Annotated in this window: 24 protein-coding genes and 2 pseudogenes; 10 read left to right on the top strand and 16 right to left on the bottom strand. The window is 60.8% G+C overall.

The window, feature by feature from the left end; genetic code table 11:
* Positions 1–214 precede the first annotated feature (214 nt).
* The 12 genes and pseudogenes from F6X39_RS04745 to F6X39_RS04800 all read right to left on the bottom strand — a co-directional run bounded on the left by F6X39_RS04745 (position 215) and on the right by F6X39_RS04800 (position 10,002).
* Complete coding sequence (locus tag F6X39_RS04745; protein WP_187615765.1) at positions 215–1,246, bottom strand: Acg family FMN-binding oxidoreductase; 1,032 nt, start codon at positions 1,244–1,246, stop codon at positions 215–217.
* A gap of 142 nt (positions 1,247–1,388) precedes the next feature.
* Positions 1,389–2,036: a response regulator transcription factor gene (locus F6X39_RS04750; protein ID WP_187615766.1), complete on the bottom strand. Its 648-nt coding sequence runs from the start codon at positions 2,034–2,036 to the stop codon at positions 1,389–1,391.
* On the bottom strand, positions 2,033–2,230 hold the full coding sequence (locus tag F6X39_RS04755) for a hypothetical protein (protein WP_187615767.1): 198 nt from the start codon (positions 2,228–2,230) through the stop codon (positions 2,033–2,035). The genes F6X39_RS04750 and F6X39_RS04755 overlap by 4 nt, the downstream gene beginning before the upstream one ends.
* A gap of 157 nt (positions 2,231–2,387) precedes the next feature.
* Positions 2,388–3,091 (bottom strand): annotated as a pseudogene (locus tag F6X39_RS04760) (Tn3 family transposase); the annotation flags it as partial.
* Positions 3,092–3,266: 175 nt separating this feature from the next.
* Positions 3,267–4,220, bottom strand: a complete 954-nt coding sequence (locus tag F6X39_RS04765) for a fatty acid desaturase (RefSeq protein ID WP_187615768.1) — start codon at positions 4,218–4,220, stop codon at positions 3,267–3,269.
* A complete protein-coding gene (locus F6X39_RS04770) occupies positions 4,217–4,636 on the bottom strand; it encodes a hypothetical protein (protein ID WP_184052544.1) in 420 nt (139 codons plus the stop codon). The genes F6X39_RS04765 and F6X39_RS04770 overlap by 4 nt, the downstream gene beginning before the upstream one ends.
* Positions 4,637–4,652: 16 nt before the next feature.
* A complete protein-coding gene (locus F6X39_RS04775) occupies positions 4,653–5,492 on the bottom strand; it encodes an alpha/beta hydrolase (RefSeq protein ID WP_187615769.1) in 840 nt (279 codons plus the stop codon).
* Positions 5,492–6,061, bottom strand: a complete 570-nt coding sequence (locus F6X39_RS04780) for a 4'-phosphopantetheinyl transferase family protein (protein WP_187615770.1) — start codon at positions 6,059–6,061, stop codon at positions 5,492–5,494. Before F6X39_RS04780 ends, F6X39_RS04775 begins: the two co-directional genes overlap by 1 nt.
* Before the next feature lie 143 nt (positions 6,062–6,204).
* Positions 6,205–7,101 (bottom strand): cyclopropane-fatty-acyl-phospholipid synthase family protein, encoded by an 897-nt coding sequence (locus tag F6X39_RS04785; protein WP_311667900.1) that lies wholly within the window; start codon positions 7,099–7,101, stop codon positions 6,205–6,207.
* Complete coding sequence (locus F6X39_RS04790) at positions 7,094–7,396, bottom strand: acyl carrier protein (protein WP_018421997.1); 303 nt, start codon at positions 7,394–7,396, stop codon at positions 7,094–7,096. The genes F6X39_RS04785 and F6X39_RS04790 overlap by 8 nt, the downstream gene beginning before the upstream one ends.
* 8 nt (positions 7,397–7,404) lie before the next feature.
* Positions 7,405–8,331, bottom strand: a complete 927-nt coding sequence (locus F6X39_RS04795) for an acyl-CoA desaturase (RefSeq protein ID WP_187615771.1) — start codon at positions 8,329–8,331, stop codon at positions 7,405–7,407.
* A 15-nt stretch (positions 8,332–8,346) separates the two neighbouring features.
* Positions 8,347–10,002 (bottom strand): fatty acyl-AMP ligase, encoded by a 1,656-nt coding sequence (locus F6X39_RS04800; RefSeq protein WP_187615772.1) that lies wholly within the window; start codon positions 10,000–10,002, stop codon positions 8,347–8,349.
* Positions 10,003–10,445: 443 nt separating this feature from the next.
* Between F6X39_RS04800 and F6X39_RS04805 the strand changes: the two genes are divergently transcribed.
* From F6X39_RS04805 to F6X39_RS04830, 6 genes are all read left to right on the top strand, one after another.
* Positions 10,446–11,183 (top strand): cupin domain-containing protein, encoded by a 738-nt coding sequence (locus F6X39_RS04805; protein ID WP_187615773.1) that lies wholly within the window; start codon positions 10,446–10,448, stop codon positions 11,181–11,183.
* A complete protein-coding gene (locus tag F6X39_RS04810; RefSeq protein WP_187615774.1) occupies positions 11,183–11,962 on the top strand; it encodes a class I SAM-dependent methyltransferase in 780 nt (259 codons plus the stop codon). Before F6X39_RS04805 ends, F6X39_RS04810 begins: the two co-directional genes overlap by 1 nt.
* Before the next feature lie 73 nt (positions 11,963–12,035).
* Complete coding sequence (locus F6X39_RS04815; RefSeq protein WP_187615775.1) at positions 12,036–13,232, top strand: fatty acid desaturase; 1,197 nt, start codon at positions 12,036–12,038, stop codon at positions 13,230–13,232.
* Between the two features lie 32 nt (positions 13,233–13,264).
* Positions 13,265–13,699, top strand: a complete 435-nt coding sequence (locus tag F6X39_RS04820) for a DUF2000 domain-containing protein (RefSeq protein ID WP_316251655.1) — start codon at positions 13,265–13,267, stop codon at positions 13,697–13,699.
* Positions 13,696–14,403 (top strand): AzlC family ABC transporter permease, encoded by a 708-nt coding sequence (locus tag F6X39_RS04825; RefSeq protein ID WP_187615776.1) that lies wholly within the window; start codon positions 13,696–13,698, stop codon positions 14,401–14,403. Before F6X39_RS04820 ends, F6X39_RS04825 begins: the two co-directional genes overlap by 4 nt.
* Positions 14,390–14,713, top strand: coding sequence for an AzlD domain-containing protein (locus tag F6X39_RS04830; RefSeq protein WP_184073214.1), 324 nt, complete (start codon positions 14,390–14,392; stop codon positions 14,711–14,713). Before F6X39_RS04825 ends, F6X39_RS04830 begins: the two co-directional genes overlap by 14 nt.
* Positions 14,714–15,051: 338 nt before the next feature.
* Here the strand turns inward: F6X39_RS04830 and F6X39_RS04835 are convergent, their stop codons facing one another.
* On the bottom strand, positions 15,052–15,879 hold the full coding sequence (locus tag F6X39_RS04835; RefSeq protein ID WP_187615777.1) for a universal stress protein: 828 nt from the start codon (positions 15,877–15,879) through the stop codon (positions 15,052–15,054).
* Positions 15,876–16,130 (bottom strand): annotated as a pseudogene (locus F6X39_RS04840) (universal stress protein); the annotation flags it as partial. The gene F6X39_RS04835 and the pseudogene F6X39_RS04840, both read right to left, overlap by 4 nt.
* Positions 16,131–16,498: 368 nt before the next feature.
* Between F6X39_RS04840 and F6X39_RS04845 the strand changes: the two are divergent.
* Together F6X39_RS04845 and F6X39_RS04850 are read left to right on the top strand one after the other, a co-directional pair.
* Positions 16,499–17,026, top strand: coding sequence for a flavodoxin family protein (locus F6X39_RS04845; RefSeq protein ID WP_187615778.1), 528 nt, complete (start codon positions 16,499–16,501; stop codon positions 17,024–17,026).
* Positions 17,027–17,447: 421 nt separating this feature from the next.
* Positions 17,448–18,329: a F0F1 ATP synthase subunit gamma gene (locus tag F6X39_RS04850; RefSeq protein ID WP_187615779.1), complete on the top strand. Its 882-nt coding sequence runs from the start codon at positions 17,448–17,450 to the stop codon at positions 18,327–18,329.
* 228 nt (positions 18,330–18,557) lie between these two features.
* Here the strand turns inward: F6X39_RS04850 and F6X39_RS04855 are convergent, their stop codons facing one another.
* Positions 18,558–20,219, bottom strand: coding sequence for an AAA family ATPase (locus F6X39_RS04855; RefSeq protein WP_187615780.1), 1,662 nt, complete (start codon positions 20,217–20,219; stop codon positions 18,558–18,560).
* A complete protein-coding gene (locus tag F6X39_RS04860; RefSeq protein ID WP_187615781.1) occupies positions 20,216–20,524 on the bottom strand; it encodes a hypothetical protein in 309 nt (102 codons plus the stop codon). The genes F6X39_RS04855 and F6X39_RS04860 overlap by 4 nt, the downstream gene beginning before the upstream one ends.
* Before the next feature lie 174 nt (positions 20,525–20,698).
* Here F6X39_RS04860 and F6X39_RS04865 point away from each other — a divergent pair, with 174 nt between their 5' ends.
* Both F6X39_RS04865 and F6X39_RS04870 read left to right on the top strand, forming a co-directional pair.
* Positions 20,699–21,649 carry an acetyltransferase gene (locus F6X39_RS04865; protein ID WP_187615782.1) on the top strand — a complete coding sequence of 317 codons (951 nt, stop codon included), beginning with the start codon at positions 20,699–20,701 and terminating at the stop codon, positions 21,647–21,649.
* A gap of 231 nt (positions 21,650–21,880) precedes the next feature.
* A complete protein-coding gene (locus F6X39_RS04870; protein WP_187615887.1) occupies positions 21,881–22,558 on the top strand; it encodes a phosphoribosyltransferase in 678 nt (225 codons plus the stop codon).
* Positions 22,559–22,599 lie beyond the last annotated feature (41 nt).

Here is a 22,599-nt window from a genome sequence, read left to right on the forward strand (position 1 = left end):
CTTCCGCTTGATATTGTTGCTGGCCGCGTTCGCTCAAGCGCGGCCATCGCGAAGTGCTGAGGTCCAGTTCATGCAGCATGTGGCGGCATTGGGGTAGCGCATGACATGGCGATTCTTCGGTCGGATCGCCCATGCCGGCGTTGGTCTGGCTGTCGCGCGACCTTCATCACGGGCCCATCGGTACCGTTTCCACGCGTGCCCGGACTCACGCGTGTCAGGACACCACATCGGCCAGCGGCCGCCTCGGCGCATGACTGACGCGCGGGCCGCGGCCGACGCGCAGCAGAAGCTGTGGAATCGCCTCCGTTCCCAGCAGCGTCCGGAGCCGCTCGCGCAGCGGGTCCACTTCGATCGGCTGGTTCAGGTGGGAAGCGGTCAGTCCCGCGGATGCCGCGACCAGCAGCATGCGCTCGAGCGCCTGTCCCGCCGCGAGCCATGCCTCGCGGTCGTCGCGCATCGTGGCGATGCCGACCATCAGCGGCGAGCCTTGCACGAGGTGCTGAAGCGTAGCGGGCTGTCCCGCGCCCACATCGAATACGCGGACGGCCAGGCCGACGAGCGGCGCCGCGAAGTCGAGCAATGCTCCGACGGCGGTACCGTAAGCCGGCATGCCATCGTCGCGCCGGCGCGGGTGGATCCAGCTGGCGAGCTCGCGCCGGAAGCGTGGGTCCGCGAACTGCGCGTGATCGGCGTCGGCGATCAGTTGCGCAAGCGCCTCGCGCGCGGTCGTTTGCTCCACGCAACAGGCAATCGCGCCCTCGTCGTCGCAGGCGTCGCTGAGCTTGCGTTGCAGTGCCGCCGGAACGGCTTCGTCGACGAACGGCGCACGCGTCGTCACGCGCGCCGTCAGCGCGTCGAAGAGTTCGTCCAGGTGGGGATCGCGAGGCCCGTCGCGCGACACGCGCACGAGCGCCACGATGTCGGGGTCGGCTTCCGATGGAAACAGCGTGATCGCATAAGCGAGACCGAGACGGCACAGCGCCACGCGAAGATTGAGCAACGCCGCGCCGCAGCTCATCAGAAGTTCGCGATCGAAAGGATCGACCACGGGAAGCGCGCGCATGCGGTCGGCGCAGATCTGTACGGTCTCGCCGTCGACGATGAACCGCCACGGTTGCGTGTTGTGATTCGACGGCGCGAGCACCGCATAATGCAGCGCAAAGCGCAGCTGCTGTTCCAGTGGCGTGGAGGCGTGGAAGTGCGGTTCGCCGATTTCCCACGCGTCATGTTGGGCGGCATCGTTCATCTCGAAGTCTCCTTTCGGATCGTTCCCGCGAGCACGCGGTTCGTGTCGTCATCGTGTCGCCGGGTACCGTGGCAGGTTTGTGGCAGGTCGACGTTTCAGATGTCTCGCGTACGCTTTGCGCGGGTCTCGCAGCGCAGAAGCGCTACAGGTCGGTTTCGTCGTCGAACAGCTTATGGCGGATCGCATAGCGAACCAGGCCGTTCTCGTTCGGCATCTGCATTTTTTCGAGGATGCGCGTCTTGTGCGTGCTGATCGTCTTCACGCTGACGCATAGTTCGTTGGCGATCTCGGTGATGCTCTCGCCTTCGACCAGGCGCCGGAACACGTCGAATTCGCGATCGGACAACCGCTGGTGCGGCAGCGCGTCGGCAGGCTCGTTCAGGTTCTGGGCAAAGCGTTCGGCCATCGCGAGACTTACATAAACGCCCCCTGACGCGACTTTCGTCACCGCGCCGACCAGTTCCGCGCTCGCGCTTTCCTTGGTCAGATAGCCGGACGCGCCCGCCTTGAACGCGCGCACCGCGTATTGCTGCTCGGCGTGCATCGTTAGCACCAGAATCCGCAGGCCGGGTTTTTCCTCCTTGATCTGCTTGATCAGTTCAATGCCATTGCGCCCCGGCATCGACAGGTCGAGCACGAGCACGTGGGCCTGCGTCGCGCGAATCAGCGCGATCGTCGTCGCGCTGTCGCAAGCTTCGCCGGCCACTTCGAAGCCGCTCGCCTGCTGCAGGATATGGCGCAGTCCGTCGCGCACGAGCGTGTGGTCGTCGGCCAGCAACACCTTGATCATGGGGTGATCTCTCCCGGTTGCATCCATTGCCAGGGAAACCTGACCGCAATCGCGAAGTCGGCGCTTTGCGCTGTATCGATCCGCATGGAGTCGCCGAGCATCGGCGCGTGTTCGCGCACGCCGATCAATCCGAACGGCATTTCGTGACCGCTGGCTTCAACCGTCTCGCGATCGGCGTCTCGTTCACGATCCATTATCCGCTATCCGTGGCGGGCAGTCGGGCCGTTTGTGTGAGATGTCACTTCGGCCGTGTTTCGCCTTCGCATGGCGGCGACCTTATTCAGCGTTTCCTGAACGAGGCGGAAGGACGCGGCTTGGCCGGGATTCATTAAAAATCCGCCACATCTCAATCTAAGCTGCTGATTTGAATGCAAAATCAATCGATGGATCGAGCGGTGGGACGGAGCGCAAGAGATCCAGCAGATAGTCGCCGAACCGGTTGATGTGCTCGCGCCGGTAAGGCGACAGCACCTTGAGGACCTCGGCATCGACCGGATGCCCCTTCTCCTGCAGTTCCTTCAACTTGCGCGACATCCACTGCACGTTGTACAGGATCACCATGTTCGCGACGAGGTAGTTGTACTTGATCACCTTGCGCTGCTCGTGTCGGACGTTTTCGGCGATCACGCCATCGCCACCGAACATCAGCCATTGAGCGAAGTCATTGAACTGCTCGCTCTTGTTGGTCGCCGCGTGAATCGTGCGCCGCAGGTCCGGTTCATTGAGATATTTCAGCAGGAACAGCGTCCGGATCACGCGCCCCAGCTCCCGGAATGCGAAGTAGAGCTTGTTTTCGTTCTCTCCGATCCTAGGCGGCGCAGGATCGTCGACGGCGTCATCTTGCCTGCCTGGATCGACACTGCAACGCGCATCATGTCGGTACAGTGACGTTCGATCAGTGCCCAGTCAATCGCCTGACGGCACAAGCTGTCGATGTGCTTGTATTTGCGCCGCCGGTCAGCCTTGTACAGCACGAGATCCTTGATGTTGCGCATGCGCGGCATCAGGTTGATACCCACCGCGTACGACAGACCGAAGACCGGACCGCTTTGCGATGGGCAAGCAGGTAAAGTTGATGCCGGCGAAGTTCGTCAAGGCGTTCGATATAAGGACAGATGCAATGTGCTCGCGGACCCATTCGTCCGCCGCTGAAAAATTCTACGATCTCGCAATATAAGTACGTCGCATATCTATTCCGCTCGCTCGTTGAGTCTTACCGCAACAAAGCCATCAGAGTTTCTTGATGCACCTGTCAATTGAAATGCGCTTTTCCTGAATTTGATCTGACGTCGGGCCGGGAGCGATGACGATGATCCCCAGCCTCTGAAGCAGCCAGTAGAATCGCTTCATCGGATCGATTTCGCGGTCGATCGCCGGCGACAGTACACGCGGAAAAGCATGATGATTGTGATGCAGCGTGGCGCCAAGGGTCAGCGGAGACAGGAACGGCAAATTGGTCGACGCCCCCCTGGTCCGGAATTTGGCGGATCCGACTGCGTGACACAGACCATTGACCACAAATTCCGTGAAGAAGTACCCGATGAAAACGCGTAGTGCCCCGAAGTAGGCAAACCATTTCACCCCGAGGTCGACCCCGCCAAAAATGCATCCGAGTAGGAACGGCAAAACGAAGCCGCCATATGACAGGGCAACGAAGTGCTTGTCGTACCAGCGCACGAGCGGGTCGTCCAGCAAGTCGCTCGCATAGAACCGTTTTGCCGTCAGCACTCGGTCGAACTTCCATCCCATCGACGCCCACCATAATCCGATGGTTAGCACCGTCACACGCCCGCAGCCAAATCGTCTAGGCGTATGGGGATCTTTGCTAGGAATATCGACATGACGATGGTGCCGCTTGTGATTGGCTACCCATTGCACGATCGAGTCTTGGCAAAGGAGCGTGCCGACCATGGCCAGAAAACCGCGAACGAACGGCGTTGTCGTGAACGACCGATGCACGAAGTACATGTGATAGCCCGTGTTCGCACCGAGCGCGGTGGCGATAAACGCAACCGGTAACACGTATAGCGCGTCCCATGGCGACAGGGCGAAGCGTTGAATGGCAACGCCGGTGCCGGCCAGGACGAGTGCAATAGTCAGCCCAAAGTAGGCGAGACGTCCCAGATAAGCGCGTCCACGCAGGACAATGACTTCGCCATGATCGAAGGTTGTGTCATTTGTCACAGCACGCTCCAGATCAACATGGGTAAGGTGACGGACACGGCAATGACGGACAAGATCGAAGCAGCGATCTGTAGCCAATAGACTGGCGCGGTGCCAGGTTCACTGCGGTCGTCATCCCAGGATTTGTTGAGCCACCCGCTTAGCGTGCACGCGATGAAAAAGCAGTACGCCGACAGGGCGAACGGCGCCAAGATGTAGCCGGCGTTGCCGCCGAAAAGCCGTGGTAGCGCCATCGCCAACGCAAGCACGGAAACGCCACCGACACAGGTGGACAGATGCGCGATTCGCCAAAGCTCGGTGTTCTTTGCGTCACCCCGGCGTTTCGAGCGCCCGTGGGGAATGCCCAGCAGCGTGCCTGCGCAAAAAAGCACCAGACCCGAGCTCAGGTAGATCTGTTCCGATTGAGTTATTGTCATCGAGTTGCCTAGACTGTCACGAAGTTTGGCAGACCGGCTGGGCGACAAAATCTGCGACCCGTTGCACGACACGCTCGTCCTGCAAAATGCGCATATGTCCCAAGGTTCGGGTGCGGACCAACTCGGCACCGTCGATGCTGCGTGTGACTTTCTCGCCATCGGTGATGGGGATGTACTTGTCGGATTCATCGTGGATCAGCAGGCAGGGCGTCCGCAAGTCGGGGCCAATAGTATCGAAGGACAGTTCGGTATCCGCGCAGTGATGGAGGCCTTGCATAATCGGGTACATCTTCTCGTGCGAGCGGCCCGGCAAGCGGACGAATCGGGCAAAGCCGCCAACCACGTGCCGCAGCGAAAACGGGCACGAGATCAGCACGGCCCGCTGCGCCTGAACGCCTTTTCGCAGGGCGATCGCAACGGCTGCCGCGCCGAACGAATGTCCGACGATGCCATGAAGCGGACCGTATTGGCGGGCTGCGTGCTCGACGGCCTCGGAAAATTCGACTAGGGTCGTCCGCTTCTTGGCTGACGAGCCATGCGCCGGCCCGTCGAAAGTCACGACCCGGTAGCCCCTATCTAGCAGTTCGAGTGCGATTTTTCCGAGCTGGCCGCGCCGTCCTTGCCAGCCGTGAACCAGTAGCACTGTGGGACCTTTGCCTTCCCAGATCGTGGCGTCCAGATGTTCGCCGTCGAACCGGAGACTATCCGGCTTGCCAGATGCGGTCGCCGTACTCTCCCACTTCGCTGCTTGATAACGTCGCGGCGTGTAGAAGACGGAAACAGCCAAGCGCGCGGCTAGGCGCGGAGAAAGCGCGTCGAGAAGAGCGAAAAGCAATCGGAAGAATTTGAGTTGCATTAGCGTCTCCGAAGAAACCTGGTGAATGAGTCCAGCGTGAACAGCGTCACGTTCCAAGGGCCGCCTTCCGCAGCGCAGGCCAGCGCGCAGTTGGTCGGGGGAGGCAGCGAAACCACGAGCCAACGAGCATGTTCCACATGCACAATGTTCTCGTCGGAAGGAAGGGGCGGTAGCGTCGCCAGCCCTTGGAGCCCGGTTCCGAGCGCTTTCAGGAGCGCCTCTTTGCGCGTCCAGCACTTCCAGACTTGAAGCGGCGAAGTCAGCGCACGTTCTGACGCCTGGAAATGACGAGTCAACGCCAACGAGAGGGCAGGTGAATCTCTGATCGAATCGATATCGACGCCAATGCGCGCGGTGCGAGAAAACGCCAGCGCCACGCTGTGCACGCAATGTGAAACGCTGACATGAACGGGGTAACGGCGTTTTCCGCGCGGTCGTACCAGCCGTGGCTGGCCCGTTGCGTTCTTGCGCAGTTCGATATCGCGCCCCCGCTCGCCGGTATAGTGCGATGCCAGCTTTCGACCGGCGAAGCGGGACGCAAGATATCCGGTCCGGGCGGCGGTATCCACGTAGCTGCGCGCTGTCCGTCGCTCGCCATGCGTCAGGCCATCCCTGAACATTCCCGGAAGAATGCGGCCGCGCAGCGGGACGACCCAGACATGGACGTGCCCGGGCCGCATAGGACCGAGTGATGAACGGCAATTCATCGCAGCTATCGTGCCACGCTCGGGGACGCGATCTTGCGCGCGGTCAGGCGAGCGAGATTGACTGTTCCCGTGTGAAATCCCACGACAAATATGCCCAGATACTTTTCGTACTTCTTGTAGACCGCTTCGCCGACCTGCGCAATCGCCTCGTCGCGGTGCTTGCGCAGGTTCGCGTACCACACCTGCAGCGTTCTTGCGTAGTGGTGCCGATCATTGCGCATCCGGGTGACTTCAAACAGGCCCTCGCACGCAGCCAGGATTTCCGACAGGCGCGGAAGCTCAGATTCCGGAAATATCTCTTCGACAAACGGATTCGGATTTTGCTCGTCGTAGTTTTCGTAAACGATGGACTGCAGGGACAGCGTGCAGTTGTCGCTCGCGTGTTCGTGGCACCACTTGAAGAAGCGTCGGTACGCTTCGATTTTTTGGGCCTTGGGTAGCCCGATTTTGGCGAAGTGCTCGAAGGCGCCGATCGAGACGATTGCGTCGTAGGATGCCTCGGGCGCATGATCGGCCCAACTCTCCAGCAGCACCGACACACGCTCGGACGCCGACTGAGCAACCCAATCCGCCTGCGCACGGCTCAGTGTCAGGCCGACCGCGTGTCCAACGCCGTAATGCGTGACGGCGCGTTCGAGCAGTGCCCCCCAGCCCGATCCGACGTCCAGTAAACGCGCCTTGCCGTGGGCTTGCGCTTCACTAAGGTGATAGTCGAACTTGCGCAATTGGGCGAGATGCAGCGTGTCGCCGGCGTCTTCGTCGTCCCACAGCGCGCAGGAATACGCCATCGATGAATCAAGCCACAGCGCATAGAAATCGTTGCTGACGTCATAGTGGGCTTGGATGGCTTGCTCGGAGGCGCCCGCAGAAGACGGGACAATGGAGCACAGGTTGTCAGCCACGGCGAGCCTCCGAATGTCGTTCCATTAGGTAAGCGGCCGCTTTTTCGATCGTCGGATACTCGTAAAGCAGCGTGGGATCAACGTCGCACTTCAGCCAATCCATCAAGTCTCCGCTCAACGCGACCGCCGAGGCCGAATCGAGGCCGTACTTGCTCAGGACAACTGTGCGGGAAATCTTCTCCCGTTTCATGCCGCGCAGGTCGGCGATGTATGACACAAACCATTCTTCCAGCTGGGCTTGCGTGGTGCTCTCGTTCGGAATAGCTGGTCCGATGGATGCGTTGGTATCGTGCATAGCAAATCTTAGTTGGCGTTGGAAAAGGAGGCGGCTTGTTTTTTTGCTAGTGCATTGCGATCGGGCAGACAGACGTCGGTACACAGGCCGCAGAGCTGGAGCAAGCGAATCAAGCCGTAGCCGATATCCAGCTCCCACCATGCGTGTCCAAACCGTGCCGAACTAGGGTACGCATGATGATTGTTATGCCAGCCTTCGCCCATCGTGATCAGCGCGAGCCAGCCGATGTTGCGGCTGTTGTCTTCGCTCTTGTACCTGCGGCGCCCGAACACGTGATTGAGGGAGTTCAAGCCCCAAGTGATCTGATGAACGAAGCAAATCCTGAACAGCCCACCCCAGAGAATGCCCTCCATGGCGCCTTCCCAACCGCCGGGGCTGATCGCTCCCACGCCAGCCGGTATCGCCAAGCCAAGCAAGACCCACAGAAGGTAGTAGCGGTTCAGCAACATGACCAGGTCGTCCTGCAATATGTCCCTTGCAAACATCGGGACATTGGTCACCTCCGTCTTAAGCATCCATCCGAAGTGCGCATGCCACAGTCCCCTGATCGTTCCCGAGAGCCCGGCGCCGTGTGTACAGGGGGAGTGGCAATCGTCCCTGGTATCGCTGAACGCGTGATGGCGGCGGTGACTCGCGACCCAGAATAGCAACGGACCTTGCGCAGCCATCATGCCCAGTATTGCCAGTACGGCTTTGACCGGCACGTTCGGCTTGAACGACTTGTGAGTGAACAGACGGTGGAATCCGACCGTCAATCCGGCTGTAGTCAGTAGATAGAGTGGAACGCAGACAGCGACGGTAGTAACGCTGATTCCGCGCGTTAAAGCCCAGTAGAGAGCCGCAGCCGCGCCAAGCATCGGCACGGTGACCGTCATCAACGCGACACGTTGCTGTGAGCGCGCCAGAACGGGGTTGTCGATGAGTATCTTCGCCATGATCTTTGATTTCCCTCAGTCGAGTTTTGACGTTGTCAATGGTTGAAGCTTTCTGGCCATGTACAACTGCCGAGTTGCGGAGCGGCTGATCTTTCCGCTGCTTGTGCGCGCAAGGCTTCCAGTCTTCACAGGGACAAAATCCGACAGGCAGACGCCGTGGTGTTGTAGAACCAAGTGCGAAACGAGCTCTCGTGTCTCGCGCAAGTCCACGGAACGCAAGGTCCGGGCGCTGATTTCCTGCACCAACACCACTTCCTCGCCCGAATCGCCTTCGACGCAAAAGGCCACTGCGCATTCGTGAGCGAGCCTCTGCTCGGCCTGTTCGGCGGTCGCCTCAATATCTTCCGGGAAAATGTTTCTGCCTCTGATGACGATCAGATCGACCAATCGGCCCGTGACAAAAAGCTGGGAGTCCAGCAGGAATCCCAAATCGCCGGTGCGGATAGAGAGTGGATGACCCCCGTGCGGCGCATCGGTACGCCGGTTCCAGTAACCACTTGAAACACTGGGGCTCCGGACCACGATTTCACCGACCTCTCCGTTCTCGCTCAGATCGTCCGAGTCGATACGTGCAATACGCACATCGGTGCCCTCCGCCGCAACGCCGGACGAAACAAGACGGTCTTTCGCGGTAAGCGCGAACCTCTGCGTGCGGGAAATACGGGCGTCGGTGGGTTCGATGATCTCTGCGGGCCGCTCTCGATTCGCCGAGGCGACCAATAACGTCGCTTCTGCTAGTCCATAGCAGGGCACGAAGGCGGATCGCCTGAAGCCAGCATCGGAAAAGGCAGCTGCGAATGTATCCAGAGTGTCGGCCTTGACCGGTTCGGCCCCGATGAAGGCGACAGCCCAACTACTCAAATCCAGTCCCAAGCTCTTCGCGCTGTCCGCCTTAGCGAGACAGAGGTCATAGGCAAAATTCGGCCCCCCACTCGTCGTTGAACGGTATTTGTGAATGGCCTGAAGCCATCGCAAAGGACGCTGGACGAATGAAATGGGGCTGAACAGCGTGACGGGGAAACCGACGAAAAGCGGCTGCAGTATGCCGCCGATCAATCCCATGTCGTGATAGTGCGGCAACCAGATAACGCCCGAGCTATCGCGCGTATGACCGAACGCGCGTTCAATCTGCTTCAGATTGGCGAGCAGGTTGTCATGACTGACAATAACGCCTTTCGGATTTCCGGTGCTGCCTGATGTGTATTGCAGAAATGCGACCTCAAGATCTGCTTTACACGGCGAGACAATTGTCTGCTCGCATTCAAATGCGATATCCGTGGCGACAACGGTTGCCTGCATCGGATCAGAAAGTAACGCGCGAACTTGATCAAGAGTCGCCGTTTGCGACAATATGGCCGCTGGCGCGCAGTCGCGGATGACATGCGCGAGCCGTTGCATTTTGTCGTCCGCCTTCGGCAGCGGCAGCGGCACGGCAACCACATCCGCCAAGACGCAGGCGTAGAAGGCGCAAATGAACTCGAGGCCCGCAGGGTAGATTAGCAATACGCGCTGACCAGCCGGAATGTGGCATTTTATATCTGACGCCAATTGCTGCACGCGGCGAAACAGCTGTCCATAAGTCAGGCAGAGTTCGTCTCGGTCATTGGGCAAAAACCGGTATCCAATTTCGCCAGAGGCTTCGACGGCTCTTTGTTCAACAAGCTGTTTCAAGTTCACCGGCAACCCACTAATGTTAGGGTGAAATCATTTTGAAATTGGGAGCCATAGCCGATGAGACGGCCACAGACTCTGTCGTCGGTCGTCTCCCAGCAACACCCACATCAAATTGTTTGTCAGACGAAATGCGGAGGGCGAATGATAACGAGGCCAGAGGGACTTTTGTCATCTCTTTATTTGGACCGGGCAGCTGAAAACCATGTCGGCGGCAAGATCGGCACCAGCCGGCGATCTGACTTAAAACAAATCTTCTGCAAACATTGTCAAATGTCGCCTCAATGCCCGGGGCAGATTCAACGTAGAACCGTAAGAAATCCGTGCATGTTTACCACACGGGTATCTCTTTACAACCTATCTGATTGATAGGTGTATCTCGAAAATAAATTAAGGTGAAGTAACGGACCTTTAAAACTGATGAATCGGAGAGTGGGGAAACCATGATGGCTGTTGATATGCATACGCCGTGTAACGAAAAGATGTCGGTGTTTTCGATGAATGAGGCTGTCGCGCTCGACTACCGCCAGACGGATTGCCCAACCAAAGTTCTTATTTCGCCGGGAGATACGCAGGGACTCGATGCAGATTCCACACATTTCATCGTTGTGCAATCCGGTGAAGTGGATGTCTCACACGACGGAAGCGTCTATCGGTTACGGAGCGGGCAATTTGGTTGCTTTCCTGGCGCATTGTCGTTGAGAGGCAACGCCAAAGCCTTAGTTACCACGAGCCTCGGTTACAAGGGCGTAACTCTGATGGGCGGACCGATCGAGGACGTTGGTCGACTGCGCTATATCGATGGCTGTACGAGTAGCTTACTAATTTCACCACCTACTCGCGGCGAACCTTGCCTGAATTTTCTGCATTTGCCACTTCAGACTTCGCAAACGTTGCACACTCATCCGACCATACGGGTCGGGCTGATTCTTTCCGGTGACGGTCATTGCGACACACATCAGGGACTGCTGGCGTTTCGCGCTGGCACGGCTTTCGTGATTCCGCCTGGCGTTGCGCATAGCTTCCAAAGTGGAGAAGAAAACATGCGTATTGTCATATACCACCCAGATTCAGACTCGGGTCCGACGCACACTGACCATACAATGCTCAACCGGACATTCGTCGATGGTAAGACAGCAAAAGCGATGGCCGACATTCATACCCGTATCGAGGCGCGGTAATGAGCACGAAAGTCTTTGAACGCGGTACATCGCAACGCCAAAAGTGGAGTACCACGCTCTATGAGAGCAACGCCCGATTTGTTGGTGATCTTGCCGCGCGGGCAGTTGAATTACTGGACCCTAGACCAGGTGAGCGTATCCTCGACATAGGCTGTGGCGATGGTTACCTGACTGAAAAGATTGCCGCGGCGGGCGCTATGATGAGCGGTGTTGACTACAGCCCCGAACTGGTAGCAGCGGCGCAGGCGCGTGGTCTCGATGTTCGCGTTGGTAATGCGGAAGAACTCGATTATTTTCAAGAATTCGATGGCGCCTTCAGCAATGCAGCGATGCATTGGATGCGCCGCGCCGATGCTGTAGTGCGAGGGGTAGCAAGGGCTCTGAAGCCGGGCGGGCGATTTGTTGGTGAATTCGCCGGCGCGAGAAACGCGTATTACATCAGGCAGGCCGTTCATGAGGCACTGACGCGTCGCGGCTTCGACGCCAAAGAAATCGACCCATGGTATCTACCGGAGGCAGGCGAGTATCAAGAGGTGCTGGAAGGCGAGGGACTCATTGTCTCGCACATTGAGCTATTCGATCGGCCAGTAGTGATTGACTATCCGGTCAGTGACTGGATTAGAACATTCGGGAGTCCATACCTCACTGTATTAGACGAAAACGAGTGCGAACCGCTACTCGCTGAGGTGACTCGACAGTTGGCAGCGCGTCTGCTCGGCAAAGATGGGCGCTGGACAATCGATTACACGCGTCTGCGTTTTCGGGCAGAGAAACCTTGAGCCAATTCAGCCTCTTCGCATGCGATGGGGCTGAAGCCTGATAACCTCCTATATCCGATCTGGGGTGGATAGCATGTTTGAAAGTGGCGCCAGAGAGTCAATGCGTGTGCTTCCGCGCATCCTACAACCTGTCCTGACGTGGATAACGGGTAAGCCGCTCGAGGTTAACGAGGCGCGTCTTATTCTTCCGAACGCTCTGGATGTTCTTATAACCTTTGCTTCTACGGTTGCTATTGTCAGTTCCCTTGTCTGGCTTGCAGGAAAAGAGACCATCGTCGCACTGCCGCTTATTCTCGTGTCATGGCTTGTTTTAGTTGGGCTTCTTAGAAAAATGCAGGTCACCCATCTGCATCACGCGATCCACAATCGACTCTTTGCAAGCCCGCGCCTTAACAAGCTATATGCGTGCGTTTTACCATCATTAATATTCGTGCAAAATGGTTTCGAGTACCGCAAGGAACATCTCGAACATCACAACGCTGACATTTTTACGACAGAGCGTGATTCCGATGCCGCCTTTCTGGCGAAACTCGGGTTCATCCCCGGTCGCGAAAGAGGTGAACTATGGATGAACCTTTGGATGACGGTCGCGAGTCCGGTGTTCCACATTGTGTTTGCGCGTGCACGCCTGGAGTCGGTGTTTTTGCGCAACAAGCCCGGTGAAACGCTTCTCGCGTTGGGTGTAGCGATCGGCCATATTGCATTTATCGTGATTGCAGGCTGGAAGGTCTACGTCATCGCTGTTTTTTTTCCAATGTTCGTTCTCTACCACATCAGTGCCCTGTTGCAGTTTCTCACTGAACACGCGTGGAATGTCGCCGGGGGAGCGGTGGACAACTGGAACGAGTACAAAAGCCGGTGCTGGGGGCGCTTTTGTGGCGAGCCATTCCCTTCCCGTCAAGCAAAAAGCGGTTCCGACAGCGTCTTTACTCGTGTCTTTCGCGTGTGTCTATGGGCAACAAAAATGTTTGTCCTACATCTCCCGGTTCGCGCGGCTTGCATGGTGGCAGATCTTCCCGCACACGACTGGCATCATCTGGCTCACATGGCGGGACAGAATTCACGTGACTGGACGCGTAGTCTGTATCTGCGACAGTTGGCGATAAGCGATGGGGACAAGCCAGGCTTCGCACAACGGGAACTTTGGGGCATGTACAGTATGATTGAACATCAGTTTTTGTGGCTGCAAAGCATTAGATGTACTTACTCTGTCGCGAATGCGAATGAGTGCGCACACACAGAGGAATCGGTCCTTAGTTCAGGAGAGTAAAAATAAAGTACCTCAATAATTCCAGCAAGACGGTGCTTGTCGTCAACGCCGAGTTCTCAGTGACAACCATTCTCAACGCGGTTGCGCACACAGTGCTAGGCATGGTTACCACCAATGCTTCTTCGACATGGAACCCTTTGCGTTACCGAAGTCCAGGGTTTGGTGTAACCAGCAACATCAGCGAATACCCCGTGATCGTGCTCCGTTCGAAACGCTCAAGCCAGCTGGAAAAGCTCGTGCAGCAACTTGCAGAAGCGAGAATCGTGCATAACGTCTTTATCGACTCGATGCTTGGCGCAAGTGCAGCCGATCAGCAGACGGCGACGTTCTCTGCTTCGCCGGGTGAGGACCGCATTGTGTGTGTCGGCCTGTTTGGTCAAGAAGATGCGATTCGGCCGGCGATCAAGTCATTTTCGCTTTACAAGACGTCGGATGCACTTTCATATAACGGGCATGAGACATCATGACCAGCAGGCGAAAAGTGATCCTTGGGCTAACGACGCCGGTAGGGATGGGCTACATTCCCACCGGTTTTGCATTTGGTGTGCTTGCCTGTCAGGCGGGGCTTTCACCGATGCTCGTGATAGCCATGAGCATATTCATCTTTGCCGGCGCGCTGCAATTTGCCGCTGTTCCGTTGCTCACCTCGGCGAGCGACCTGGGCACGGTCGCATTGAGCACACTGCTGATCAACCTAAGACACATCCTCTATGCGGTTCCACTGCTTGACTACTTTCCCAAGGCGCGCGTTTGCCGTGCCTACGTTGTAGCCGTGCTTACTGATGAGAATTATTCTGTCCTGACGACCATTCCGGAAGAGGCACGCCGTGATCTCTCGAGCGCGGTAAGCTTGGTTAACCACAGCTATTGGGTCGGTGGCACAGTGTTAGGCGTGTTGCTTGGCACGCATGTATCGCACTGGATACCCAACTTGGATTTTGCGTTACCGGCACTGTTTACGATTCTGGCGGTGGAGCAGTATATGGCCCGGCGTCGCTGGGTGCCGGCTGTCGTCGGCATCGGCGCTTACTTCGTCGCCAAGGTAATGCTGCCGAACTACGCCTTGATCGTCTCATTGGGGATTGCTTTAGCCATCCTGCTAACGCGATCGGTGGCACTTCCGTCGGCATTTGATGGAACAGTTGCGCGAGGGAGTGATGGGAACAATTGACAACTGGCTAGCCGTAGGGGTGATGAGTGCGCTGACAATCTTGCTGCGAGCGCTTCCCCTGTTGATGCATCGCTCCGTCCTTCGCAGTCCATGGATGACGACGCTTAATCTTGAACTTCCCATGTGCGTGATGGTTATTCTTGTCACGCATTCCGTCGTCGCGGGTAGTTCTGCCGCGCCAATCGTTGACCAGGTCGTCGCGCTAGTCGCGGTGGCATTGAGCTACATCCGTTGGCGTAACGCGCTCGTCAGCGTAGGAATAGGACTAGGTCTGCTGGCTATCCTCACGCACTATGTCTATCTGGGATAGCTTCAGAATTCAGAATATAAAGCACGATAGTCACAGCGCACAATTAATAGAATCAGGATGTTACTGGAGGAGCCAGTCCGGACAGACTTAGCGCACGTGCACTACGCGGGCCGGACCTGCATAGTGGCCATCGATTTCACATTCAAATCAGTGGCTTAGGTAGAGATGTGGCGGATTTCTTGCGAATCCCGGCCAACCCTCATGACGGTGTCGCGTTTCGCCGTGAATGGTTCGCATTGAGCGGACCGAGGCGGCGCGGGAGTTGATGCGCGGCGCGCAGGCACGCGGCGTGTACCGTCCCACGCCGCGCAGCAGCGTTCGTTCGGCACGGCGTCCTTTCAATGCGCCATTAGCACGGGCACCGTCATCGATTCGAGCATCGTCCGCGTAACGCCGCCCCACACGCGCTCACGCGCACGCGAATGGCCATACGCGCCCATCACGAGCAGATCGGCGTGCAGATCCGACACCCGGTTCAGCAGCGTCGCGCCCGTGCCGGCGATGCCGAGGCGCGGCGTCGTCGAGAACGACGCGCGCACGCCGTGCGCTTCGAGCCATGCCGCGACGTCGATCGCGCTGGGTCCCGCTTCATGGTCGTGCGTGGGCTCGACGACGGCGACGCCAACGAAGCGCGCCCGTTCGAGCAGCGGCATCGCGTCGGCGATCGCTCGCGAGGCTTCGCGGCTGCCGTCCCACGCGATCAGCACGTTCTCGCCGAGCGTCGGCACGGCGCCCGCGCGCGGGATCACGAGCGCGGGACGCCCCGCGCCGAGCACGACCTCGCCGACGAAATGCCGGTCGACGTAGCTGGCGGGATCTCGCGGGTCGGGCTGGCCGAGCACCAGCAGGTCGGCGTGCCGCGCGTGAAGCGTCGTCACGGCGACGGGGGAGCCCTCCGGCGCGCGCCATTGCGCTGCGCGGCCGGCGCGCTCGGCCGCGGCGAGAAATGCATGCCGCGCCGTCTCGCGGCGATCGGTCGCCAGTGCGGCGCGTTGGGCAACGAAACCGTCGTCAGTGCCGAACAGCGGTTTCGCGAGGCCCTCGCACACGACATACAGACCGATCAGGTGTGCATCCCAACGCTGCGCAAGATCGAGCGCGAGCGCGACGCGAGTGTCGCAGCGGCGGCTGTCGTCGATCTGAACGAGCAGGGTCTTATAGCTCATGTCAGTTCCTTTTCGGCTGAGGCCGGGACGGAACGGTCGGCTGGTTCGACGCCGGCATGGGCCGGGATCATCAGAACCGGGCAGCGGGCACTGCGCAGCACGCGCTCGGCGACGCTGCCGAGCATCAGTCGTTGAACACCACGGCGGCCGTGCGTGCCCATCACGATCGAGTCGGCGTGCGATTCGAGCGCCGCCGCGACGATGCGCTTCGCGACGTCTTCGCCAGGTGTCGAGGCTTCCACCGTGCGTGGCTTGTAGCTCATCGCCAAAGCGCCGTGACAGAACGTGGGGACACCGGCGTAAGCCCGTTGTCAAATGGAGTCTATGGGCCGGCCCGGCGCGACTATTGACGCAGATCAAGCGCGCCGATGCCGCACGCCAGTTGATGTAGGTCAAGCGCTGCCGGCTGCGCGCAAATACAGTGATAGCAGCGGACGTCGCGCCGTAGCGGTGCCTGCAGTTGCGTGCCGTCTGTGGAGGGCAACGATCACGGCCAGGGAATGTTCCGGTTAATCCGGGCTGCGTCCACACCCCGGCTCGGCGTGTGCGCTTCGCGCACGCAACGAGTGACGCCCAATTGGCGGACGGAGCGCCCAGTGTCTGCTGCTGGAGAAGGAACATGACCGAGCATTGCGGGATTCTGATCGTTTACTACTCGCGAACTGGCACCACGCGACGTGTTGCCGAACTGCTCGCGTCCGAACTCGACGCCGACATCGAACCGATCCGCGAACGCGCCGGGCCACGATCGCGTGATGGCGCACGCGGCTACGTCAGATCGGTGATCGATGCGCTGTGCCATCGGCGCGCCGCCGTGATGCCGGCGCTGCTAGACGTCGCCGCGTACGACCTGGTCATCGTCGGCGCGCCCGTCTGGGCAGGCGGCGCGTGCGCGCCGGTTCGGGCGTGGCTGGAATCGAACGGAGGACAGATCCGTCACCTGGCGCTGTTCTGCTGCGAGGGCGCGCGCGGCAGCGGATCGGCGCTGAAGCAGATGTCGGAGGCGGCGGGCAAGACGCCGCTTGCGGCCTGCGTGATCAGCGGCAGCGATCTGTACCGCCGCAGAGACGCCGACAAACGCGACGCGTTCGCGCAGAAGATCAGGCAAAGAATGGCGGCGCGGCGGGAGACGGAGTGGCTGGTGTAGCGCGGGCGGTCGCACGCGCGGTCGGGAAGGATGCAACTAAACCCGCAGCGAACCGCGCAACGCGCCGAAGTCGGTGCGTGGATGACGGTGCACCGGCGTTGCGTCCGGTACCGTGAAAGCCGGCTTGTCGAGCTCCGGACGAATGACATCCGCGAGGTCGAAAGGGAAACGGTGACGCGCCGCGTCGTAGCGCCGTGCCGCTTCGTCATAGCGCTCGCGCGCGCGGTTTGATCGTCGTCAATGGAACGTGGATCGGCATTGCCGTGCGGATGTCTCCGGAGGCCGTGGCTACGCGTCGCAAGGTTTGATCCGGATCAGCTTGCATGCTGGGCGGGCCGCTATCGTGAGGGAGTTGCGGAGCCGCTCGTCGAGTGCGCGATGGACGAACGTGCGCGCGCGGCGCAAGCAGCAGGGAGTCCCGATGAGCAGCAGGCTCAGTGAGATCGAAAGCCGCACCGCTTCGGCGAGGCAACTCGAAACGGTGATTGGCGCGATGCGCGGCATCGCCGCCGCGCGCGAGCGCGAGGCGCAGGCGCGGCTCGCGGGCATCCGCTCGACGGCGGCGACCGTCGGCGAGGCGATCGGGATGGTGCTGGCTGCCGCATCGTCGGCACATGCGGCGCAATACGCGCCACCGGAAGGCACCGCTCGCATTCTGATCGTGCTATGCACCGAGCAGGGTTTCGTCGGCGGCTTCAACGAGCATCTGCTGGCGCGCGTCGAACGATTGAAGGCGGACGAGCCGGGCGAGATTTTCATCGTCGGCACGCGCGGCGTGATGCTCGCCCAGGAACGCGCATTGCATTGCGGCTGGTCCGTGGGAATGGCCTCGCTCGCGGAGGACGTGATGCGCGTGGCCAGTCAGCTCGCAGACGCGGTGTTCGCGCGCTTTCGCGATCAGGCGTCGTCGCAGGTATGGCTCGTGCACGCGACGCCCGGCCCCGGACTCGACGAGCGCATCGTGACGCGGCGGCTGGTGCCGTTCGATCTCACGCGCTTCCGGGTGGCGTCGCGCGGGCAGGCGCCGCTTCTGAACCTGCCGCTCGACGGCTTGCTGAGGGGCCTCACCGAGCGCTACGTGTACCTCGAACTGTGCGAAGGCCTGATGCAGTCATTCGCGGCGGAAAGCGCGGCGCGCGTCGGGGCGATGCTGGCGGCGAGCCGTCATGTGAAGGACCGGCTGCAGGAACTCACGCGCGACTATCGGATCGTCCGGCAGGACGAGATCACCGCCGAAATCGCCGAACTGGCCGCGACGGGCGCCTGCGTGCCGCCGGCTACGTCGGCACGGGGGCAGTCGTGAAGCGCGCCGCGTGCTGGCTCTGCGTGTCGCTGACCGTGTCGTCCGATCGTTCAACTGGGGTCAGCCGTGTTTCCGCCCGTTGAACAGGCACCGGCAATGAGCGCGCGCTACTTCTAAGCGCCCACCGGTATCAACGGATCTGGTGAAGCATCGGCCAGCCGTGATCGACGCGGACGCGACCTCGATCACGCGCGCAGATCAATGACCCCGCTTCGCGTCGGAACACGATCAGCGGGTCGCAAACGGCGCTGACTGCACCAGTGCAAGCACGGGTCGCCAGAACGCGGGGGAGTCGAACGCCGCCATCGGTACCGCGGTGTCGAATGACAAGGTCAACGCCTGTTCCGCCGGCGTCAGTGCGTCGGCGCTCGCGAGTTGACGCGCGAGCGTCGCGGTGTCGGCGTCGGATAGATCGCGCGGACCATGCCGGCGCGCTTCGATGCGTTGCGCGAGCACCGTTGGTTCGGCACGAAAGTCGAGAATGCGAGTCGGTACGCCAAGCCGTTGGGCAAGCGCGAAAAACGTGTCGCGGTGACGGAACTCGAGAAAGGTCGCGTCGACGATCGCGCTGTGGCCGCTTTGCAGCACGCCGTGCGCGAGTCGAAGAAGGTGGTCGTAGATCGCGTGACGTGCAGCTGGCGTGTAGTGTTCGGCACCAAGCGAGGTTTGCGCGTCGGGCGCCGGCCGCGGACGCTTGCGTTCGGCATCGCTCGACACTCGCACCGCGCCGCACAGGTCCGCAAGGGCCCGGCTCGCGACCGATTTCCCCGAACCGGAGTAGCCATGACACAGCAGCAAAACGGGTCCCGGCTTCTGCGTTTGCGCGCGTGCCACCTCGAGGTAGCGCAGGGCCGGATCCGGGATGGCGACGCTGCGGCCCGCTACGTATCCCGCTTTCAGGCACGCGACCCACGCCCGCACCAGCGCGCGATAGGCGACGTACAAAGACATCAGCGACAGCGCCGCATAATCGCCCGACGTTTCGAGCCAACGGTTCAACAGTCGATTGGCCAGACGGGGCTCCGCTCGCGCGCACAGGTCCATCACGAGAAACGCGACGTCCGCTGCGACGTCGATCCAGCGTAGCGCATCGTCGAAGTCGATACAGTCGAACATCGCGATTGCGCCGCGCCAGCGAACCACGTTGTCCAGATGCAGATCGCCATGGCAACCCCGCACGAAACCCTCGGCGCGGCGCCGCTCGATCAGCGGCGCGAGTTGGTCGAGCTGTCGCGCGCACCACGCGGCAATGCCGGGCAGCGCGGGATGGCTGCAATTGGCCAGCAGCGCCGCGTTGATCGTTTCGATCTGCGTTCGCACCAGCGTGGCGCTCCCGTAGCGCGACGACGGCGCGTTGCGGGGCGCCCTCAGGTGATAGTCGGCGAGCCGCTTCGCCGCGCCGTCGATGTCGCGCGGCGTCAGTGCGCCCTTCGCCGCGAGACTCGAAAAGAGCATCGCCTCGTCGAAGCGGCGCATCTTGACCGCGTGATCGACTGTCACGCCGCCGTCCCCGAGTGTCAGCACGCCGGCGTGGCGCGCAATCGGCAGCACGCCGGCGTAAATACCTTGCGCGAGTGGCCGGTTCAGACGGAGCTGGGCTTCGCAGCAGCGCTCGCGGGTCGCGGTGGCGGTAAAGTCCGCGAAACCCGGGGCGACGGGTTTGATGATCTTGTACGCGAAGCGCCCGGCGAGATACACGACGGATATGTGCGTTTCGACCCGGACGATCCTGCCCGCCGGATGACGGTACGTGCCCGGCCTGCGCAGCGTCGCGTCGAGTCCGCGCACGCTGCGGCGCGCGGCGCGGACCCGGTTGGCGAGATGCTGGATGCCGCGCATGCCCGCATTGGCGCGTCGTGAAGAGAACTTGCGGCTCCGTGGCGAACTCATGCCGGACTCCACCTCGCGTGCAACTGCGCGGCCACTTCTTCGTGGCGACCGGTCAAGTCGACCGAGCCCGCGACAACCAGGCCGGAATTCGCGACGAGCGGCACGCCGGGCGCGCGTTCGACGATCTCGCTGCGGCCGCCGAAACCAGGCATGACCTTGACTGCCTCGGCGAGCGCATTGATGCCATCGAGCAGCCATTGCCGGGCATCATGGTGAAGCACGAGCGTCTCATTCGGCACGGTTGACCTCCGCGTGGTGGGACGGCCGGCGCCCGCCTTGCGCGCGAGCCGGAATCGTCTACTCATTTAAGCCATCGGGTATGGTAACCGGCTTGATCTGAATCAACGAGGCGGTAGCCGGGCATCGCCAGTCGGTCGGCAACTGCCTGTACGCTTCCATACGAAATGGAGCGTGGGTCACCGATTGACCGCAGTCGAGCCGCGTGCGATCGTGGCAGCAACGCGCCGGTGGAGCAGCGGATGAAGCGATTCGATATTTTCAATGGCGATGCCGACGGCATCTGCGCGCTGCATCAGTTGCGGCTCGCCGAGCCTGCCGACACCATCCTGATCACGGGAGCCAAGCGCGAGGTAACGCTTCTGCAACGCGCGAACGCGCAGCCGGGCGACAGCGTGACCGTGCTGGATATTTCGCTCGACTCGAACCGCGAGCCACTCATCGCGTTGCTGGATCTTGGTGTAAAGATCGACTATTTCGATCATCATTTCCCCGGTCTCATCCCCGCACACGCGCTGCTGACGACGCATATCGATACGTCACCGGATAGGTGCACTGCGCTGATCGTGGACCGCCATCTTCAAGGCCGGTACACGCGATGGGCGGTGGTCGCGGCCTATGGCGACAACCTGCATCGGGCAGCGCATCGGGCCGCCAGTGCGTGCGCGGTGAACTCGTCCGATGAGCACAAACTGCGCGAACTCGGCGAAGCGATCAACTACAACGCCTACGGGGACAGCGTCGTCGATCTTGCCATCGATCCTGTCGAGATGTATCGCGCCATTCAACCCTATTCGGATCCGCTCGAGTTCATTGCGTCGACCGGCGTGCTGCCCGAACTGCAGGCGCGACGAACGGAAGACCTCGAACTGGCCTTGGGACTCGCGGTAACGCGGCGGGTCGCCAATGGAACGCTGCACATTCTTCCCGACGCGGCGTGGGCGCGGCGCGTGCGAGGCGATTTCGCCAATCTCGTCGCGCGACGCGACCCGGCGCAAGCGCACGCGGTGCTGACGGCCGGCGCCGATGGCCGATACACGGCGAGCGTACGGGCTCCGCTCGATTGTCCGCGAGGCGCCGACGTCCTTTGCAGGAAGTTCGGAGGAAACGGCAGGGTTGCTGCCGCCGGTATCGACGGGCTCGATCGCGCGCGGCTCGACGAATTCGTGACAGCGTTCAGCGTTGCGTTTTGACGCGACGTTCGAGGAGCGGGTGACCGGTAATTCACCGCCGCATCGCAGTCGGCAGTGCGAATTCGCCAGGTGGCGCATCGAGCGCGAGGTAGCGGCCATGGAAGCATGCCCCTGTATCGGCATCGCCGGCGAGACCCGTGAAAACTTCTCCGTTCAGGAGGACGCTTGATGCAGCCGATTGATGGCATAGTGGGTCTGGCAACGCGCACCGACGTTGCGGGAGGCAAAGCGATGGGCAACCTGTTTCGCGACCGCGCCGACGCTGGCAGACAGCTGGCCCACGCACTGCGCGACTATCAGGGTCGCGGCGATCTGGTGGTGCTGGCTCTGCCGCGCGGCGGCGTTCCTGTCGCGTTCGAAGTTGCACGGGCATTGCACGCGAAGCTCGACGTTCTCGTCGTCAGAAAGCTTGGGGCGCCGCAAGACGAGGAACTGGCGATGGGCGCCATCGCGACGGGGGGCGCCCTTCATCTGGAAAGGTCGGTGCTTCGCGAACTGCAAATCAGTGACGCCGAATTGGCCGACGTGATCGCGCGCGAAACAGCCGAACTCGCGCGCAGGGACCTGGCGTACCGTGGGGAATGCCCGCCGGTGCCAGTACAGGGCAAGACGGTGATCGTGGTCGACGACGGCATCGCGACGGGGGCATCGATGCATGCGGCGCTCGACGCACTCCGCAGCAGACATCCCGCTCGGATCGTGGTGGCGGTCCCGGTGTCGCAATCCGATGCGTGCACGGCATTCGAAGGAATCGCGCACGCGTTCGTGAGCGTGCTGCAGCCGGACTGGTTGATGGGGATCGGCGGGTTCTATGTGAATTTCGACCAGACGACCGATGAAGAAGTCCGCGCCTGTCTCGCCGCCGCGCGCGGTTGGGAGCCCGAGCAGGGCTCGGACTCGACCGGATGACGGCGTAATGAAGGCAGACACGGCGGCGGGCCGTGTCGAAC

Source organism: Paraburkholderia sp. UCT2 (genome assembly GCF_014397665.1).
In the GTDB taxonomy this organism is placed as follows: Bacteria; Pseudomonadota; Gammaproteobacteria; order Burkholderiales; family Burkholderiaceae; genus Paraburkholderia; species Paraburkholderia tuberum.

Coding starts and splice junctions, on each gene's coding strand:
- F6X39_RS04845 (WP_187615778.1), top strand. CDS start 16,499: ATGACCGAGCATTGCGGGATTCTGATCGTTTACTACTCGCGAACTGGC.
- F6X39_RS04815 (WP_187615775.1), top strand. CDS start 12,036: ATGTTTGAAAGTGGCGCCAGAGAGTCAATGCGTGTGCTTCCGCGCATC.
- F6X39_RS04775 (WP_187615769.1), bottom strand. CDS start 5,492: ATGCAACTCAAATTCTTCCGATTGCTTTTCGCTCTTCTCGACGCGCTT.
- F6X39_RS04850 (WP_187615779.1), top strand. CDS start 17,448: ATGAGCAGCAGGCTCAGTGAGATCGAAAGCCGCACCGCTTCGGCGAGG.
- F6X39_RS04835 (WP_187615777.1), bottom strand. CDS start 15,879: ATGAGCTATAAGACCCTGCTCGTTCAGATCGACGACAGCCGCCGCTGC.
- F6X39_RS04805 (WP_187615773.1), top strand. CDS start 10,446: ATGATGGCTGTTGATATGCATACGCCGTGTAACGAAAAGATGTCGGTG.
- F6X39_RS04750 (WP_187615766.1), bottom strand. CDS start 2,036: ATGATCAAGGTGTTGCTGGCCGACGACCACACGCTCGTGCGCGACGGA.
- F6X39_RS04745 (WP_187615765.1), bottom strand. CDS start 1,246: ATGAACGATGCCGCCCAACATGACGCGTGGGAAATCGGCGAACCGCAC.
- F6X39_RS04790 (WP_018421997.1), bottom strand. CDS start 7,396: ATGCACGATACCAACGCATCCATCGGACCAGCTATTCCGAACGAGAGC.
- F6X39_RS04795 (WP_187615771.1), bottom strand. CDS start 8,331: ATGGCGAAGATACTCATCGACAACCCCGTTCTGGCGCGCTCACAGCAA.
- F6X39_RS04860 (WP_187615781.1), bottom strand. CDS start 20,524: ATGAGTAGACGATTCCGGCTCGCGCGCAAGGCGGGCGCCGGCCGTCCC.
- F6X39_RS04825 (WP_187615776.1), top strand. CDS start 13,696: ATGACCAGCAGGCGAAAAGTGATCCTTGGGCTAACGACGCCGGTAGGG.
- F6X39_RS04755 (WP_187615767.1), bottom strand. CDS start 2,230: ATGGATCGTGAACGAGACGCCGATCGCGAGACGGTTGAAGCCAGCGGT.
- F6X39_RS04810 (WP_187615774.1), top strand. CDS start 11,183: ATGAGCACGAAAGTCTTTGAACGCGGTACATCGCAACGCCAAAAGTGG.
- F6X39_RS04770 (WP_184052544.1), bottom strand. CDS start 4,636: ATGACAATAACTCAATCGGAACAGATCTACCTGAGCTCGGGTCTGGTG.
- F6X39_RS04830 (WP_184073214.1), top strand. CDS start 14,390: ATGGGAACAATTGACAACTGGCTAGCCGTAGGGGTGATGAGTGCGCTG.
- F6X39_RS04870 (WP_187615887.1), top strand. CDS start 21,881: ATGGGCAACCTGTTTCGCGACCGCGCCGACGCTGGCAGACAGCTGGCC.
- F6X39_RS04855 (WP_187615780.1), bottom strand. CDS start 20,219: ATGAGTTCGCCACGGAGCCGCAAGTTCTCTTCACGACGCGCCAATGCG.
- F6X39_RS04865 (WP_187615782.1), top strand. CDS start 20,699: ATGAAGCGATTCGATATTTTCAATGGCGATGCCGACGGCATCTGCGCG.